The sequence below is a fragment of the Priestia sp. J2 genome (assembly GCF_020790095.1).
GTDB lineage: Bacteria > Bacillota > Bacilli > Bacillales > Bacillaceae_H > Priestia > Priestia zanthoxyli.
On sequence record NZ_CP086208.1, the window covers coordinates 4224638 to 4243151 of the forward strand.

At 40.3% G+C, this 18514-nt stretch carries 17 protein-coding genes; 1 reads left to right on the forward strand and 16 read right to left on the reverse strand.

From position 1 onward, the window contains the following. Positions 1–13 precede the first annotated feature (13 nt). The 4 genes from LJY09_RS21865 to mce all read right to left on the reverse strand — a co-directional run bounded on the left by LJY09_RS21865 (position 14) and on the right by mce (position 4713). The gene (locus LJY09_RS21865; RefSeq protein WP_228307426.1) at positions 14–1375 is read right to left on the reverse strand and encodes an NAD(P)-dependent oxidoreductase; all 1362 of its coding nucleotides are present in this window, start codon (positions 1373–1375) and stop codon (positions 14–16) included. A gap of 225 nt (positions 1376–1600) precedes the next feature. Further along, on the reverse strand, positions 1601–2719 hold the full coding sequence (locus LJY09_RS21870) for a tripeptidase T (protein ID WP_013084962.1): 1119 nt from the start codon (positions 2717–2719) through the stop codon (positions 1601–1603). A 25-nt stretch (positions 2720–2744) separates the two neighbouring features. Beyond that, positions 2745–4295: an acyl-CoA carboxylase subunit beta gene (locus tag LJY09_RS21875; RefSeq protein WP_028411572.1), complete on the reverse strand. Its 1551-nt coding sequence runs from the start codon at positions 4293–4295 to the stop codon at positions 2745–2747. Continuing rightward, positions 4288–4713, reverse strand: a complete 426-nt coding sequence (gene mce / locus LJY09_RS21880) for a methylmalonyl-CoA epimerase (protein ID WP_228307795.1) — start codon at positions 4711–4713, stop codon at positions 4288–4290. Before mce ends, LJY09_RS21875 begins: the two co-directional genes overlap by 8 nt. Before the next feature lie 148 nt (positions 4714–4861). Between mce and prli42 the strand changes: the two genes are divergently transcribed. Continuing rightward, complete coding sequence (gene prli42, locus LJY09_RS21885; protein WP_149917156.1) at positions 4862–4957, forward strand: stressosome-associated protein Prli42; 96 nt, start codon at positions 4862–4864, stop codon at positions 4955–4957. 74 nt (positions 4958–5031) lie between these two features. On the opposite strand, the gene LJY09_RS21890 is transcribed toward prli42, so the two are convergent. From LJY09_RS21890 to LJY09_RS21945, 12 genes are all read right to left on the reverse strand, one after another. Further along, entirely contained in the window at positions 5032–5556 is a 525-nt protein-coding gene (locus LJY09_RS21890; RefSeq protein ID WP_014458269.1) for a L,D-transpeptidase, read from the reverse strand. 98 nt (positions 5557–5654) lie between these two features. Next, positions 5655–6605: an aromatic acid exporter family protein gene (locus LJY09_RS21895; RefSeq protein WP_013059112.1), complete on the reverse strand. Its 951-nt coding sequence runs from the start codon at positions 6603–6605 to the stop codon at positions 5655–5657. A 159-nt stretch (positions 6606–6764) separates the two neighbouring features. After that, positions 6765–7487: an amino acid ABC transporter ATP-binding protein gene (locus LJY09_RS21900; RefSeq protein WP_028411574.1), complete on the reverse strand. Its 723-nt coding sequence runs from the start codon at positions 7485–7487 to the stop codon at positions 6765–6767. Beyond that, positions 7480–8139, reverse strand: a complete 660-nt coding sequence (locus LJY09_RS21905; RefSeq protein WP_013059114.1) for an amino acid ABC transporter permease — start codon at positions 8137–8139, stop codon at positions 7480–7482. The genes LJY09_RS21900 and LJY09_RS21905 overlap by 8 nt, the downstream gene beginning before the upstream one ends. Before the next feature lie 31 nt (positions 8140–8170). Next, the gene (locus tag LJY09_RS21910; protein WP_026106695.1) at positions 8171–8974 is read right to left on the reverse strand and encodes a transporter substrate-binding domain-containing protein; all 804 of its coding nucleotides are present in this window, start codon (positions 8972–8974) and stop codon (positions 8171–8173) included. Positions 8975–9255: 281 nt separating this feature from the next. After that, positions 9256–9693, reverse strand: coding sequence for a BrxA/BrxB family bacilliredoxin (locus LJY09_RS21915; RefSeq protein ID WP_028411575.1), 438 nt, complete (start codon positions 9691–9693; stop codon positions 9256–9258). Positions 9694–9886: 193 nt separating this feature from the next. Beyond that, positions 9887–10882, reverse strand: a complete 996-nt coding sequence (gene meaB / locus LJY09_RS21920) for a methylmalonyl Co-A mutase-associated GTPase MeaB (RefSeq protein ID WP_154973109.1) — start codon at positions 10880–10882, stop codon at positions 9887–9889. Positions 10883–10898: 16 nt separating this feature from the next. After that, complete coding sequence (scpA, locus tag LJY09_RS21925; protein WP_028411577.1) at positions 10899–13049, reverse strand: methylmalonyl-CoA mutase; 2151 nt, start codon at positions 13047–13049, stop codon at positions 10899–10901. Next, positions 13042–15078 (reverse strand): methylmalonyl-CoA mutase family protein, encoded by a 2037-nt coding sequence (locus tag LJY09_RS21930; protein WP_099331277.1) that lies wholly within the window; start codon positions 15076–15078, stop codon positions 13042–13044. Before LJY09_RS21930 ends, scpA begins: the two co-directional genes overlap by 8 nt. Before the next feature lie 157 nt (positions 15079–15235). Next, a complete protein-coding gene (locus LJY09_RS21935; RefSeq protein WP_049166191.1) occupies positions 15236–16495 on the reverse strand; it encodes a dihydrolipoamide acetyltransferase family protein in 1260 nt (419 codons plus the stop codon). 15 nt (positions 16496–16510) lie between these two features. Further along, the gene (locus LJY09_RS21940; protein WP_013084975.1) at positions 16511–17494 is read right to left on the reverse strand and encodes an alpha-ketoacid dehydrogenase subunit beta; all 984 of its coding nucleotides are present in this window, start codon (positions 17492–17494) and stop codon (positions 16511–16513) included. A gap of 12 nt (positions 17495–17506) precedes the next feature. After that, complete coding sequence (locus LJY09_RS21945; protein ID WP_013084976.1) at positions 17507–18499, reverse strand: thiamine pyrophosphate-dependent dehydrogenase E1 component subunit alpha; 993 nt, start codon at positions 18497–18499, stop codon at positions 17507–17509. Between the last annotated feature and the right edge of the window lie 15 nt (positions 18500–18514).

An 18514-nucleotide genomic window follows, 5' to 3' on the forward strand; every position in this document is an offset into this window, starting at 1 on the left:
CCTCCTCCTGATTTTAAGCTGTTTCCATTGTTTCTTTTGTTAACTGCATATGAATATTTAACGCCGTTTGTTTTCCTTGCTGAGCAGCGGTCACAACCATCGCTTCTCCTTGTCCTTTACCAAAAATGACATCTCCACAAGCAAATACTTTTGGATTTGATGTTTGGAACGTCTCTTGATTGATTAAGACAACTCCGTCTTCATGATGCAGCTGGAATTGTTGAATCAAAGACAGGTACCGTTCTTGACCAATTGCTTTAACAACAGCATCGACTGGAATCGTAAACGTTGAACCTTCAACAGGAACAGGCTTTCTGCGGCCGTCTGCATCTGGATCTGTTAACGTCATTTTTACGCATTCAATCCCGCTCACCTTACCATTTTCATCTCCAATAATTCGTATAGGCGCCGTTAACCAGCGGAATTCAACACCATCTTGTTTCGCAAATTCAAATTCAAAATCATAGGCCGTCATTTCTTCTCGTGTACGACGGTATAAAATTTGAACATTTTCAGCTCCCAAGCGCATGGAACACGTAGCACCATCAATCGCAGTATTTCCCGCTCCAATGACGGCTACACGCTTACCCACAAATTCTGTTGATAGCGCTTCTGACTTCGTTTTTTTCACAAAATCAATCGCATCATACACACCGTCTAGCTCTTCACCTTCAACATGTAGAGAAGGCACCTTGCTCATACCAATAGCTAATACAACCGCGTCATATGACTGCAGCAATTCGCTTGGAAGAACATCTTCTCCGATTCTTACGTTTGTTTTAATTTTTACATCCAAGCTTTTTACTTGTTCAACTTCCCAAAATGAAATCGCTTGAGGAAGACGAAACGACACGATTCCATATGTATTTAACCCTCCTGCTTGTTTTTCCGCTTCAAAAATGGTTACGTCATACCCAAATCGCGCCAGTTCTCTTGCTGCAGAGAGACCCGCCGGACCTCCACCAACAATTGCTACCTTTTTGCCGTTTGCTCTTCCTTTCTCAAACAGCACCTGTTCATTTTGAATAGCCCAATCCGTTGCGTAGCGCTGCAAATCTCCAATCATAATTGGTTTGGTTGAGTGGTTAAGCACACACGCTCCTTCACATAGTTCATCGGTTGGACAAACTCTCGAACAGCTTGCTCCTACGGGATTAGAAGACATAATCGTTTCGGCAGACCCCTTTAAATTGCCCGATGCAATTTTTTTAATAAACGTCGGGATGTCAATTCCTGTAGGGCATGCCTGAATACAGGGTGCATCATAACAGTACAAACATCGATTAGATTCTTCGACTGCTTCTCTATTTGACAACCCTTTTTCTACTTCATTAAAGTTTTGAATGATGGACTGCAAACTTTCCTGTGATTTCATTGCATCAACCTCCCAAGGATATCTGTTGATAAAACCAAAATTGAAAGCGCTTACATATTTTTTATATACGTTATTTTCAACTTCTACTTTGGTAAAATGTATTACTAACTTTATTGTACAAAACGACCGTCTTTTCTTCATTATACATTATGTTAAAAAATTCAGACTATTTACTATTCACTATGTAAAAAGCCTTGCTTTTATATAAAAGCAAGGCTACAACTATTATTTTGCTACTTCTTTAATAATCGACACTACTAGTTCAGATGTCTTCACCAGTTCTTCTACCGGAATTTTTTCATTGGTTGTATGAATGTCTTCATAACCAACTGCTAAATTTACTGTTGGGATATCAAACCCTGCGATTACATTTGCATCGCTTCCGCCTCCGCTTTGAAGCAGGCGTGAAGGACGATCGATATTAGCCACAGCTTTTTTAGCAACTTCGACAACATGATCTCCATCGCCAAATTTAAAGCCTGGATACATCACTTTAATATCAACTTCTGCACGTCCGCCCATTTCTTGTGCAGCTGTTTCAAACGCTTCTTTCATTTTCGCTACTTGTGCTTCCATTTTTTCTGGAATTAATGAACGAGCTTCTGCTAAAATATCGACGCGGTCACACACGATATTCGTTTGCGTTCCACCTTCAAAACGTCCAATATTCGCTGTAGTCTCTTCATCAATACGTCCAAGCGGCATTTTAGAAATGGCTCTTGAAGCAATCGTAATAGCAGAAACGCCTCGTTCAGGAGCTACACCTGCATGAGCTGTTTTTCCATAAATTGTTGCATTTACTTTTGCTTGCGTCGGCGCAGCAACAATAATGTCTCCCACTTTGCCATCGCTATCTAAAGCATAGCCGAATTTTGCCGTTACGAGACTAGAATCAAGAGCTTTAGCGCCCACTAAGCCAGATTCTTCTCCTACTGTAATAATAAATTCAATTTTGCCGTGCGCGATGTTTTCTTCTTTTAATACGGTAATGGCTTCTAGCATTGCTGCTAAGCCTGCTTTATCATCCGCTCCAAGAATTGTCGTGCCGTCACTTTTAATATAGCCATCTTCAATAGACGGTTTAATACCGTTTCCAGGTACGACTGTATCCATATGAGAAGTAAAGTAGATTGTGTCTACTCCTTCTTTTGTAGCTGGCAGTGTGCAGATTAAGTTGTTGGCTCCGTGTCCGGTTTTTTCTTTGGCATCATCTTCTACTACTTCGACGCCTAATGCAGTAAATTTTTCTTTTAGTACAACAGCAATTTTTTCTTCATGCTTTGTTTCTGAGTCTACTTGTACTAATTCAATAAATAAATCAACGATTCGTTGTTCATTAATCATAATATGTAATCCCTCCAAAAATAACCTACAATGGTATGTTACCATGTTTTTTTGCTGGACGCTCTTCCTTTTTATTGTGCAACATTTCAAGCGCTTGTATTAATTTTATTCGTGTTTCCCGAGGATCAATAACATCATCCACCATTCCAGCGCTTGCTGCTACGTAAGGATTAGCAAATTTCTCGCGATACTGTTCAATTTTTTCATGTCTTGTTTCATCTGGGTTTTCACTGCCTCGAATGTCGTTTGCAAAGATAATATTTGCAGCACCTTGAGGACCCATAACAGCGATTTCTGCATTCGGCCACGAATACACAAGGTCCGCTCCAATCGATTTACTATTTAAAGCTACGTATGCACCTCCGTACGCCTTTCGCAAAATCACTGTGATTTTCGGAACGGTAGCTTCGGAGTATGCATATAAAATTTTAGCACCATGACGTATAATTCCGCCATGTTCCTGCTTGATACCTGGGAAAAAACCTGTAACATCTTCAAATGTAATAAGTGGGATATTAAATGAATCGCAAAATCGAATAAACCTTGCTGCTTTATCTGAGGAGTTAATATCTAAACTGCCTGCCATTACTTTAGGCTGGTTACACACAAGTCCGACAACTTTTCCATCTATGCGAGCAAAACCAATGACAATATTTCTTGCAAAGTCTTTTTGCACTTCAAAAAATGAGCGCTCGTCCACTACTTGCTGAATAACTTGACGCACATCGTAAGGGCGCACGGCATCAAACGGGACAACGTCTAATAAATCCGGACGATAATGATCAGACTCTGCTTTTGAGGCTAAAGGAGGCTGCTCTTGACTAGACTGAGGAAGATAGCTTAAGAGCGTTCGTACTTGTTCTAGCACCTCTTGTTCTGTTGCACCTCTAAAATGGGCATTACCGCTAATTTCGTTATGAACAGCTGCTCCTCCAAGATTTTCAGAGGAAATGCTTTCTCCCGTTACCGTTTCAATTACTTTTGGTCCTGTAATGAACATTTGACTTGTTTCTTCTACCATAAAAACAAAGTCCGTAATCGCCGGTGAGTACACGGCTCCGCCTGCACAAGGACCCATAATAACAGATATTTGAGGCATGACACCCGAATAAATGGCATTTCGATAAAAAATATGACCGTATCCATCAAGAGACATGACGCCCTCTTGAATACGAGCCCCGCCTGAATCATTTAAGCCAATAAACGGCACGCCTGTTTTAGCCGCTAAGTCCATTACGTGCGCAATTTTTTTAGCATGCATTTCACCTAACGCGCCTCCGAATACTGTAAAATCTTGCGAAAACAAGTAGACTGAGCGACCGTTTATCTTGCCGTAACCTGTTACTACCCCGTCTCCTGGTCCTACTTGATTATTCATACTGAAATCCGCACACCGATGTTCAATAAACGGATTTAATTCCACAAATGTATGTTCGTCCAAAAGAATTTCAATTCGTTCGCGCGCCGTTAGCTTTCCTTTATGGTGCTGTTTTTCAATTTTTTCGTCTCCACCGCCTAACTCGATCTTCCGACGCTTATCGTACAATTCATTTAATTTATCATAAATGTCAACCACGTTTCTTCTCCTCCTCTAGTGTTTTTTCACAGAGCTCATAAAGAACACCGTTTGCTGATTTTGGATGCAAAAAAGCAATGGATGCTTCCCCTGCGCCTTTTCGCGGAACATCGTCAATCATTTGTACACCCTTTTCCTTTAACTCGTTAATCCGTTCTTCAATCGTGCGCACACCTAAAGCAACATGATGAAGACCTTCACCTCTCTTTTTGATAAACGCGCCGACCGCACTGTCTTCAAAGAGTGGCTCTAATAATTCAATTTTTACGTTGCCGCACTGAATAAAAGCAACTTTTACTCCTTGTTCTTCTACTTCTTCTACTTTTAATAGAGACAGTCCTAATACCTTTTCATAAAATGGGAGGCTGCCTTCAATTGATTTTACAGCTATTCCTATGTGGTCAATTCCTTTTATCACTTTCTCACCTCTTAAAAAAGCGTTTTCATTTACACATATTCTTGAAAACAAAAGAAATCTCCTGCTCGCGTATCTACAGAAAGTTGCTTGTCTAAGCAGCGGAAGACATGTAAAATAAGAAAAAAACGTGTAGGAGGACTTTGGTTGTATGTCTAATAAGAAAATCCAAAAAACCATTGTGTTTTTAATGCTTCTTGTCATGTTAATATCCACGCTTTTAGCGGGACTTGCCATGTGGTTTTAATCGGGACTGATGACGAAAAACATAGCTGCACTGCTGTTTCTGTGTGCAATGCAAACATATAAAAAGACTGGTGACTAGTCACCAGTCTTTTGCTGTATATTCACAATCCCTTTTTGGGCGGCTAACTCTTCAAAAGATTGATCTGTAGATACAATCCATACTTTTGTACCTAACGGGACTTGATCATATAGATGGCTTACTTCACGATTTTCTACGCGAATACAGCCATTCGATACATATTTACCGATGGAATCCGGCTGATTTGTACCATGGATGCCATAAATACGTCCGTCAGTCTCTCTTGCATCAAATCCAATCCACCTTACACCTAGAGGATTTTGAGGAGCGCCTCCTTCAATGTTACTTCTCCGATAATAAGGATTAACAGCTTTTACTGTTACCGTGAACTCTCCTTCGGGCGTCAGATTAACTGTTTTCCCCGTTGCTACTTTAATAATTTGTTTAATTTCTTTATTTTGAATATAAGCAAGCTCATTGCTTTGTTTATTAATAATAATATAAGGATCATTTGGCAACGGATTTTCTCCTAATGGCCAAACCGGAGATAGTAGTAAAAGGATAAAAGCAAACACATGCACGTAATCCACCACCTTACGTTAGTCCTAAGTAAAAGACAAGAGAGATATCTCTTGTCTTATTTAGTGTTCGTAAGCAAGATAAACAACATGCATGCTATTTAACTTATTTTTAAGGTTTGTTTAATAACCAAATATTGTTCAATTTCTTTGACTACGTGCAGTAAATCGGCACGCGCTTCAAACTCTTCCCGCGTTTTAGGAAGCGGCATCTCTGCAAACGCTTCTCGTAGATGCTGAAGTTTGGCTAAAAATAATTTTGCTGTATTACCAGGGTGGATGGATAGACTTAATTCTTCAATGAAATCGGCAATCATGTAGCGCTGTTCTACTACCAGATCAATAGCGGTAATGAGAGGAAGCGTGCGTTCAATAATTTCAAGCTGTTTTTCACGAATTTTAAAATAGCGGTAATAATAATTTTCCCCACGAACAAAATGATTTTCTACATCACGAAACGCAAGGCTTTTTGCTTTTTCTAAAATTTTTACCGTATCTGCAATTTCCTTACCGTCCCAACTGCTGTCATTGGTTCTGAGATACAGGGCGATTTCCTTTAACATCGACCGGAAATTTTCTTCAATTTCTTGCTGATACGTGCGAAGCTCTTGATCTAAACTTGGCATATATAAATTCACAAGCAGGGCAACACCTATCCCAATTACAATTAAGCCAAGTTCATTAAAGACGATTCCCCATGTCATATTGCCTTTGGAGTAAATATGAAGCAAAATAACGGAGCTTGTAACAATGCCTGCATTAACTTTGAATATAACCGTAACCGGGATAAACAAAAGCAGCATCAGTCCTATAACAAGTGGATGATAAGCAATCCCTTCAAAGAATATAAACGAAAACAGAATGGATAAAGAACAAGCAATAAAACGATCGCTTGCACTTCGCAACGATTTTTTCTTTGAATTTTGAATGCACAAAATGGTGATAATTCCAGCTGATACAAAAAACTCGAGGTGAAAGAACTGAGCTATAATAATAGCCAGTGATGTACCGACGGCTGTTTTAATTGTCCGGTACCCAATTTTAAATTTCATTTTCTAGACTCCTACATGTTGGTTTCTTTTTAGTGTGATAAAATACTCTATTCTTTATTAACACGAATAGAAAAATAACACAACCTTAAATCTTGCTGTACCGTATAAATTTCAATAAAAAAAGTGCAGAAAAGATCGTACTCTTCCTGCACTTTTTTATTATAAAATCTTTTCTAAGAAATCTTTAGCACGCTTGCTTTTAGGCGCTGAAAAAAATTCAGCCGGAGGCGCATCTTCAACAAGCACACCGCCGTCTAAAAACAGCACGCGATCTGCTACTTCTCGTGCAAATCCCATTTCATGCGTTACAATGACCATCGTCATTCCTGTTTCTGTTAGCGACTTCATTACATCTAGTACTTCTTTTACCATCTCTGGATCCAATGCTGATGTTGGTTCGTCAAACAGCATTACTTTCGGCTCCATTGCCAATGCTCTTGCAATAGCTACACGCTGCTTTTGACCGCCCGATAAGCGACTTGGAAACTCGTTGGCTTTTTGAGCAAGTCCAACTTTTTGGAGTAATTCTTTGCCTTTAGCAACAGCCGTTTCTCTTGACACGCCTTTTACCGTCATCGGAGCATACGTCAAATTTTCAAGCACTGTCATATGTGGAAACAAGTGAAAATGCTGAAATACCATTCCTACATTTTCACGCACACGCATAATGTTTGTTTTTTTATCTGTAATCACTTGACCGTTAATGGAAACTAATCCGCTCGTCGGTTCTTCAAGCAGGTTCATACAGCGTAAAAAAGTAGATTTACCAGAACCAGAAGGGCCAATAACAGCTACGACTTCTTTTTCCTTAATCGTAGTTGAAATACCTTTTAAAACGTCATTCTTACCAAATGATTTGTGTAAATTTTCAACGTTAATCACCTTTTCTCATTCTCCTCTCGACTGCTTTACCAAGGAGCGTTAAGCCCATTACCATTACATAATAAATCAACCCTGCAAAAATTAACGGTTCAAGGTAGGCGAATTTTTCTCCCCCTACAATGTAAGCACGGCGCATAATGTCGAGTGCTCCAATAACTGTAACGATAGCTGATTCCTTTGTTAATGTAATGAACTCATTCATTAAAGCAGGTAAAATATTTTTAAGTGCCTGTGGCAAAATAATTTGTCCCATCATGCGGCGATAAGGAATTCCTAACGCTAATGCCGCTTCACGCTGTCCTTTATCAACAGCTAAAATACCAGCGCGAATAATTTCAGATATATATGCTGCAGAGTTTAGCCCGAACGCAGCAACGGCCGCTGGAAACGGGGCAATATCAAACCCGAGCAGCTGAGGTAATCCAAAGTATATTAATAATAATTGCAGTACAAGCGGTGTTCCGCGAAACACGGACGTATATGCATCCGCAAACCATTGAAGAGGTTTATTGCGGCTGATTTTACATAAAGATAAAATAACTCCCAGCACAAACCCTAAAATTGCTGAAGCTAGGACTATCTGTATCGTTACCCCTATCCCTTTTAAAATATAAGGCATAGAAGGCACGATTTGCGAAAAATCCAAATTCATGCCTAGTTCCATTCCTCTCTAACTATCATTCTTATTTTTGGTCGTCAAACCACTTAACGATTAATTTATCCAATTCACCGTTTTCTTTCATTTTCTTTAATTCACGGTTAAAGTCATTCGTTAGCTTGCTGTCTTTAGGAAATGCGATTGCTGATCCTTTACTTGAATCGGGACGTCCTGTATCAGACATTTGCAAGCTTTTGTCTTTGTTCACATACCCTTTAGCTACTGTATCTTCAATAATCGCTGCATCGATACGATTTGATTTCATTTCTTGAATTAGTTCTGGAATACGGTCACGCGTTGTTACATTTACTCCGTCAACTTCTTTTGCAATTTCTTTTGCTTCGTCTGCTTGAATAGAAGAAGTTTGTACACCGACTGTTTTTCCTTTTAGTTCTTCTGCGTTTTTAATTGGCGCATCTTTCTTCGATACAATCATGTTTTTTGCTTCGTAGTATACGTCTGAGAAGTCCACGTTCTTTTTACGCTTTTCAGTTGGCGTCATACCGGCTAAAACTAAATCGACTTTATTAGATTGTAAAGCTGGAATTAATCCGCCAAATTCCATATCCTTTACCTGCACGTCATAGCCTAACTTTTTACCGATTGTTTTTGCTAAATCTACGTCAAATCCGATTGCTTCACTATCACCTTTTGCCGTATCAATATATTCAAAGGGTGGGTAATCTGCTGATGTTCCCATTACAAGTACTTTTTTATCTTTGTCGTCGCTGCTTGCTCCGCCATTAGACGTTCCTTCTCCTGCTCCGCATGCAGCTAAAACGCCTGCTGTTAAGAGACCAATTGCCGTTACCGATAACCACTTTTTCAATTTCATCTTCGTTCCCCCTAGTTTATTCCTTACATTATTTTTTAAAAATTAATAATATTATGAAATAAGTTTTTTACTATTGCAAGTAAATGTCGAAATTTAAATATATATTCATATAAATGTATTTTAACACAACATTATAAATATGCAATATCTTTTTTAAATATAAGTTTCACTATTTGAAAATACCTTTTCTCAACATTTTCCACTCATTAGAAAGCCTGCATACAGACGGATAAAAAAATGCATAAAAAAAGAAGCCGTTCAAAACGGCTTCTCTCTTACACTTCTTCACAGTTCTGTTCGAACGCTTCTTGCAGCTTCATCACAACTGACATTGGCTCATGGCCTTCAATTTCGTGACGCTCTACCATTGTGATAATTTTTCCGTCTTTTAATAAAGCGAAAGATGGAGATGAAGGCGGATAACCTTCAAAGTATTCGCGTGCACGCGCAGTTGCTTCTTTATCTTGCCCAGCAAATACTGTAACCAAGTTTGTTGGACGTTTATCATAATGTACAGCGTGCGCTGCAGCAGGTCTTGCAATACCTCCTGCACAACCGCAAACTGAATTCACCATTACAAGCGTTGTGCCAGGCTGTTTAAACGTTTCATCTACCGCTTCAGCCGTCGTTAATTCTGTATAACCAGCAGCTGTAATTTCTTTACGGGCCTGACGAACAACGTCGTTCATAAACAAGTTAAAATCGATATTCATTTTCATACCTCCCTTTTGCTATCTATCCTTTATCATAGCAAACGAAAACTAAAAAGGCGATTGCTTTGACTCATTTTTTCTTGGTAATCAAGATTAAACAAGAAAAGAAATGGTGATACTGTTTTTACAGCTAGAAAACCATACTCTTAACTCCCTAGTGTAGAAGGATCCGCATAAAATGCAGGATCCTTTTTTACATTTCTTTCATCGCCTGCTGATAGATTTTAATCAAGTGTTGGAGAGCTTCAGCCATTGTGGCATCTCCGATCATCATTTGTTTTTCAACATCCCCTAATGTTTGCTTAACTAAAGGATGTTCATAAAATGATTCTTGTAAATATTCATTAACACTTGCTTGTAACCATGCCTTCATTTGCTTTTGTCTTACTGCATAAAACAGATCTTTTTTATTCATCCATTCCTTATAGTCACAAATTATCTGCCATAAATGTTGAAACGACGCTTCTTCATAAGCAGAAGTTGTGATGACCTGTGGTTTCCACCCTCCGGAATGACCGTGAAGAAAACCGATGACACTTTTGTATTCTTTTGCAGTCACTTCTGCTTTTAGCCGGTTATCCCCGTCTGCTTTATTTACACAAATTAAATTAACCCATTCAAGCAGCCCTTTTTTAATTCCTTGCAAATCATCTCCTGCTCCGGTTAAAGCAAGCAAAACAAAGAAGTCTACCATCTCTTTTACAATCATTTCACCTTGGCCAACACCCATCGTTTCGACAAATATGATGTTATACCCAGCCGCTTCACAAAGAAAAATGGCTTCTCTCGTTTTAAGATGAACACCTCCAAGCGTTCCTTGAGAAGGTGAAGGACGGACAAAAGCGTTCTCTTGTTTGGCAAGCAGCTCCATTCTGGTTTTATCTCCTAAAATACTTCCTCCAGACAAGGTACTGCTTGGATCGACTGCTAAAACTGCAACGGAATGGCCATTTTTGCATAGATACGATCCAAATTTGTCAATCAGCGTACTTTTTCCTGCTCCTGGTACGCCTGTAAAACCAATGCGCACTGAATGCCCCGTATGGGGATAGATTTCTTTAATCAGCTGTTGTGCTATTGCTTTATGCTTCAGCGCTTTACTTTCAATTAAAGTAATGGCTTGAGCTAACGCTGTTCTTTTCCCTTCAAGCAGCCCTTGTTTATAATCTTGTACCGTTTTTAATTTCACCAATTGTCTTCACCAACTATTCTTCTAACCGTTTCTTTATTTCATGTAAGACGGAAACGGCCGCTTTTGGGATTACTGTTCCAGGTCCAAAGATTGCAGAAGCGCCGTGCTCTAAAAGAAATGAGTAGTCTTGTTTAGGAATAACGCCTCCGACAATAACAACGATATCGTCGCGCTCTAATTTCTTTAACTCATCAACAAGCTGCGGCAGTAACGTTTTATGCCCGGCTGCCAAAGAGCTTATGCCAATCACATGTACGTCGTTTTCTACAGCTTGCCTTGCTGTCTCTTCAGGCGTTTGAAATAAAGGGCCAATATCCACATCAAATCCAAGGTCAGCAAAGGCTGTTGAAATCACTTTTGATCCTCTGTCATGACCGTCTTGCCCCATTTTCGCCACTAAAATCCTTGGGCGTCTTCCTTCTTCCTCTAAAAATTCAGCCGTGAGCTTTCGAACTTCTTCGATTTGATCTCGATGCGCAAACTCCGCACTGTATACCCCGCTGACTGACTTAGAAGTAGCCTGATGTCTTCCAGCCACTTTCTCAATGGCTTCTGAAATTTCACCTAGTGTAGCTCTAGCTCTTGCAGCTTCAACCGCAAAAGCAAGGAGATTCCCTTCGCCTGTTTTGGCACAAGTGGTCAGTCGATTAAGCGCTTCGAGTACCGCTTGTTCGTTACGTTCACTGCGTATTTTCTTTAGCTTTTCCAGCTGCTTCATTCGAACTGCTGTGTTATCAATATCAAGAATATCAAGCGGTTCTTCTTGCTCCGGCTGAAACTGATTCACACCTACAATAATTTCTACCTGCGAGTCTATTCTTGCTTGTCTGCGCGCAGCAGCTTCTTCTATCTTCATTTTAGGTACGCCTGCTTCTATTGCTTTTGTCATTCCGCCGAGCTGCTCTATTTCTTCAAGGTGCTTCCACGCTTTTATCATTAATTCATTCGTTAATGATTCCACATAATAAGAGCCTCCCCAAGGGTCAATGACGGAACAAATCTCCGTTTCATTTTGCAAATAAAGCTGCGTATTTCGAGCAATTCTAGCTGAAAAATCAGTCGGAAGAGCAATCGCTTCATCCAGTGCGTTTGTATGAAGCGATTGCGTATGTCCTGACACTGCAGCCAGAGCTTCGACGCATGTTCTAATAACATTATTAAATGGATCCTGCTCGGTTAAGCTCCATCCGGACGTTTGAGAATGCGTTCTAAGAGCGAGTGATTTAGGGTTGTCCGGCTCAAACTGTTTCATGAGTTTTGCCCACAGCAGCCTCCCCGCTCTCATTTTCGCTACTTCCATAAAGTAGTTCATTCCAATTGCCCAGAAAAAGGATAGTCTCGGTGCAAACGCGTCAATTGAAATTCCTGCTTTCAAGCCGGTTCGTACATATTCAAGTCCATCTGCAAGCGTATAAGCAAGCTCTAAGTCTGCTGGAGCGCCTGCTTCTTGCATATGATAGCCTGATATACTAATACTGTTAAATTTCGGCATATGCTCCGCTGTATATTTAAAAATATCCGCAATGATTCGCATGGACATTTCAGGAGGATAAATATACGTATTGCGCACCATATATTCTTTTAAAATATCGTTTTGAATCGTTCCAGCCAGCTTTTCTTTTTTTACTCCTTGTTCTTCAGCTGTTACGATGTAGAAAGCTAAAATAGGAAGAACCGCCCCGTTCATCGTCATCGACACGGACATTTGATCAAGCGGAATCCCTTCAAACAGCTGCTTCATATCAATCATTGAATCAATTGCCACTCCTGCTTTCCCTACATCTCCAACAACTCTTGGATGATCAGAGTCATAGCCGCGGTGGGTAGCTAGGTCAAAAGCAACAGACAGCCCTTTCTGTCCAGCAGCTAGGTTTCGGCGGTAAAAGGCATTGCTTTCCTCCGCCGTTGAGTATCCTGCATACTGTCTAATCGTCCAAGGCCGATTCACATACATCGTTGCATACGGTCCTCTCACAAACGGTGGAATACCAGGTGCAAAGTGAATAAAGTCGAGGTCATCTCTGTCTTTTTTTGTATATAATGATTTTAATTCAATTTGTTCATTTGTTTGAAAAGCAGTGAATGAACTTTGAGTCACGTCATCTTCCCTTTGCTGCTTTGAAAATGATAATGGAATATTAGAAAAAGAAGGCTTTTTATACATGAACTTCTACCTCCAAAGCACATAATAACTTCTTAACGCATTGAATAACATTTGTCTTAGGATGTATGACGCTCATTACACCTTTTTGCTGCCACTGCGTTTTGCGTGATACGTGTTCTTCCCCTACTACGTACACATAAACGGAATCTTCCTCAAAATAAGTCATCGCTTTTGTTAAGAGCTTTTCCACGAGTTCATCACTTCCACAGATTACATATGCTTCGTGCTTTTGTTCATTCATCCAATCTGCTATCTCGACGTAGGAATCTATGTTTTTAATTGTTTCACACGCAAAGCCTGCGCTTTCAAATAAAGACCGGGCAATCTCAGCTTTTTTATGGCTGCTAGGATCGACGAGCTCCATAATGCCAATGCTCATTCCCTTTGTATAAACCCGTATTTTTTCAAACTTCTCTGCTGCTCTCCACTTAGTGAGCGGCACAACACTGTCTGGCTGTGACTGCTTCGCCATTTGTTTTAGCATCCACCCTGCTGTTACCCCTTTAGATGCTAGCTTTGTATAGTCCTCTAGCGAAAGATTTGATGAAAATTCCGAAGTGTTCTGGTCACTGTATTTATTCATTTTTCTTTCTTCTTTTTTAGACAGAGTGCTTTTTATCTCTTCAGATGCAGCGTGTTGCTTAGGAGCATAGTGTGTGACTCCGATCAAGCGCTCAATTCGGCACTCTATATCTCCTTGTCTTTTTACTCTCATTTGTTCAACTTCATCTTGAATTCGCCCTTGTTTTAAAGCTTCTTCCATTCCGCCGTGGTCTTCAATGTTGCCAAATAACTCCCAAGCTTTTGTCATTAATTCATGTGTGTAAGCTTCAACGTACCAAGAGCCTCCGGCAGGATCCATTACTTTTGATATATGTGTTTCGTGCTGCAAAATTAAGTGAGTATTACGGGAAAGGCGATGAGCGAACTGAGAAGATGAGGATGTAACGGAATCATATGGTTCAATATGCAGACTATCCGCTCCTCCTACAATAGAAGCAAACGCTTGAACCGTGCTCCTTAATGCATTTGTATACATATCTTCTTTAGACTGTGTAAGACGTGACGTTTCCGTATGAATAAACGGCACTGAAACGGCCGTGTCATCAAAAGCACGAACCACATTTGCCCAAAGCATGCGAAAAGCACGAAGTTTTGATATTTCCATAAATAAATGTGAGCTAACTGAAAAAGAAAAGGTCATGTGAGGTAAAACTTGATGTAAGGACAGACCGCGTTTCATGCATTCATCAATATACTGCACTCCTGTAGCAAGCATATAAGCTAGTTCTTGAACAGCGTTTGCACCGCTGTTATGGTAAGGAATGCTTGATACAATGATCGTTTTGAGCTCTGGAACATTACTGTGAGCCAAACGCGTTGCGTAAGCTAAATGATCGTATAAATCTCGAGTAGAAAGTGGAACTCTCCCGTATTCAGCAAGAGTGCCGAGCGGATCCATTCCAACCGTACCTGTTAGCTGTCTCATATCAAAGTTATGATCAACACAGTATGCTTTTAGAAACGAAAGAAGTGGAACGGATGTACATCCCGTATTTAAAAATAAAGGCACAGCTTCAAGAGCTACATGCTGAAACAAATGAGCAACATCCTCTAAAGTAGAAATTGTAGCGCCTGAGGCTACTTCAGCTTCAGTTGCTTCATCAACGTCTTTTCCTTGCCTCATTGCTTCACTGCACGTAAAAGCGGCCGTATTTTGTCCATTTCTCAAACTGTGTAAAAGAAGTTTATTGCTTTCTTTAATAGAAGGTAAGTCGATTTTTTGGGTGATTTCCCATTCCCCTAGTATGTATGATTCTTTACCGGCTCCTCTTAAACAATCTATTCCCGCCGGACTCTGCTGCAAGTAGTCTAAATGTGCCGTATCACTTTCAAAATAAAGCGGTTTCAAAAAGATGTTTTCTAACGTTTCTTTTGAGCGGAGCGCGGTGTTTTTGCTAACTTCCTGTGCCCAATCTTCTTTAGGTGTACGTGTAAATTCATGAAATGATAATGTATTTGTTTTCATTTCCATGCCCCTTTACAGTTAATAGCTGCCTGCTAGACCTAGATGATTACACTTTGAAGTTTGATGATTCTTCTTTTATTTTAATACATCTTTTACAAATTGTTCAATCATTGCTTCAAAATAAAAAAGCAAATGGAGAAAGCTCCATTTGCTTTTTTTAATAGACGGACGTATTCTCTTTAGACGTAGATTCTAAAATCTCTTTAACTCTTGCCAAGAACCTGCCGCACACCAAGCCGTCCAACACGCGGTGATCAAGTGATAAACATAAGTTAACCATATCTCGAACAGCAATCATGTTATCAATAATAACCGGACGTTTTACAATAGATTCCACTTGTAAAATAGCCGCTTGCGGGTAATTAATAATCCCCATTGATTGCACGGAACCAAATGAGCCTGTGTTGTTAACAGTAAACGTTCCGCCCTGCATGTCTTCAGACTTCAATGAACCCGTACGAACTTTTTGCGCAAGCTCTGTAATTTCACGCGCAATGCCTTTGATTGTCTTTTCATCGGCTTGTTTAATAACCGGCACAAATAAAGCATCGTCTGTTGCAACAGCAATAGATACATTAATATCTTTTTTCTGAACAATACGGTCTCCTGCCCACATTGAATTCATTTGAGGGAATTCTTTTAAAGCCTGAGCCACTGCTTTTACGAAGAACGCAAAATAAGTTAAGTTAAAACCTTCTTTTTGTTTGAACTCCGTCTTTAATGCATCACGATAAGAAACTAAGTTCGTTACATCAACTTCAACCATTGTCCATGCATGCGGAATTTCGTGTTTACTGCGAAGCATATTTGCTGCAATAGCTTTACGCACGCCTGAAACAGGGATTTCTTGATCTCCGGCTGCAGACACAACCGGCGCGGGTTGCTTCGTTTTCGGAGCAGCTGCCGCTACGGGTGCTTCTGGCTGAACTGTTGATGCAGGTGTTTCTTTCACTTCAGAAGCTCCGCCTTTTTCGATAACAGCTAAAATATCTTTTCTCGTAATGCGGCCGCCCGCTCCTGTTCCTGTCACGGTATCTAAATTAATATTATGTTCTTGTGACAGACGCATAACAGCTGGAGAGTATCGGCTTTTATTGGATTGACTGTCCGCTGTTTTTGGCGCTGATTCTTCTACAGTCTTATCAGACGTTTTCTGTTCTTTTTGAGGTACAGTTCCTTCTACTTCAATTAAACAAATCACTTCTCCCACGGGTAAAGTATCATCTTCACCTGCGATTAACTCTTTAATTGTTCCACTAAAAGAAGAAGGCACTTCAGCATTTACTTTATCCGTCATGACTTCAGCTAACGGGTCGTACTTATTTACGTGATCTCCAACAGAAACGAGCCATTTGCTAATTGTACCTTCTGTTACACTTTCACCGAGCTGCGGCATCGTAATTTTTTCAATAGCCAATTGATACAACTCCTTTTAAAATTGAGCTAATTCTCTCATTGCTTTTTCTACTTTATCTGGATTCACCATAAAATATTTTTCCATTGTTGGTGCATACGGCATAGCTGGAACATCAGGGCCAGCAAGGCGCTGAATTGGCGCATCTAAATCGAATAAGCAGTGTTCAGCAATAATAGCTGCTACTTCGCTCATAATGCTGCCTTCTTTGTTGTCTTCCGTTAAAAGCAGGACCTTACCTGTTTTAGAGGCTGCTTCAATAATAGCTTCTTTATCAAGTGGATAGACCGTTCTTAAATCTAAGATGTGTGCTGAAATACCGTCTGCTTCTAGTTTTTCAGCAGCTTGAAGAGCAAAGTGTACACAAAGACCATATGTAATAACCGTGATGTCGTCTCCTTCTCTCTTTACATCTGCTTTGCCAATCGGCAGTACATAATCATCTTCAGGGACTTCTCCTTTAATCAAACGGTACGCACGCTTATGCTCAAAGAAAAGAACTGGGTCATCATCACGAATAGCTGCTTTTAATAATCCTTTTACATCATAAGGCGTAGAAGGCATCACAATCTTTAACCCTGGCGTATTGGCAAATAGTGCTTCAACAGATTGAGAATGATAAAGAGCACCGTGAACTCCGCCGCCGTAAGGAGCTCGAATTGTAATTGGACAACTCCAATCATTATTAGAACGATAGCGAATTTTTGCTGCTTCTGACACAATTTGATTGACTGCAGGCATAATAAAATCAGCAAACTGCATTTCAGCAATCGGACGCATGCCGTACATTGCCGCTCCGATTCCTACGCCTGCAATAGCAGACTCTGCAAGAGGTGTGTCAATAACTCTTTCTTCTCCGAACTGTTCGTACAGTCCGTTGGTTGCTTTAAATACGCCGCCTTTTTTCCCTACGTCTTCTCCTAATACAAACACGCGGGAATCTCTTTCCATTTCTTCACGAATGGCCATTGTTACTGCATCAATATATGAAATAACCGGCATATGTTCTCCTCCTTACTCACCGTACACGTATTTTAAAGCCGATTCCGCTTCTGCATAAGGAGCGTTTTCAGCATAATCTGTTGCATCATTAACGATGTTCATAATATCATCAAGCATTTGTTTTTCTCGTTCATCGGTTAACACGTTAACCTCTTTTAAATAAGTCGCAAAGTACGCAAGCGGATCACTCTTTTTAGCTTCAGACAATTCTTCTGCGCCGCGATATGCACGATCATCGTCATCACTTGAATGGGCAGTCAAACGCTCTGAAACAGTTTCAATAAGAGTAGGCCCTTCTCCTCTGGATGCACGATCTCTTGCTTCTTTTACCACTCGGTATACTTCAAGGACGTCGTTTCCATCAATTGTGTAGCCTGGCATACCATATCCAATCGCACGATCAGATACTTTTGCGCATCCTAGCTGCTTTTCAACCGGAACAGAAATCGCATACTTGTTATTTTCACACATAAAGATAACAGGAAGCTTATGAACACCTGCAAAGTTCGCGCCTTCATGGAAATCTCCTTGGTTAGAAGATCCTTCTCCAAACGTGACAAACGTGACTAAGTCTTTTTTCTCCAACCGTCCTGCTAAAGCGATTCCTACTGCATGAGGCACCTGTGTTGTAACTGGAGAAGATCCTGTTACAATTCGCTTTTCTTTATGGCCAAAGTGACCTGGCATTTGACGACCTCCTGAGTTTGGATCTTCTGCTTTAGCAAACCCAGAAAGCATTAAATCGCGCGCGGTCATTCCAAATGCCAGCACAACACCCAGATCGCGGTAATAAGGTAATATGTAATCATTCTCTCTGTTTAAGGCAAAAGCTGCGCCAACTTGAGCGGCTTCTTGACCTTGACATGAAATAACAAAAGGCACCTTCCCTGCACGGTTTAGTAGCCACATACGCTCATCAATTTTTCGTGCAAGCAGCATAGTGCGGTACATTTCAAGTACTTGTTCATCAGTTAATCCTAATGATTCATGACGGTTTTTTGTCATGTTTAAACCTCCTTT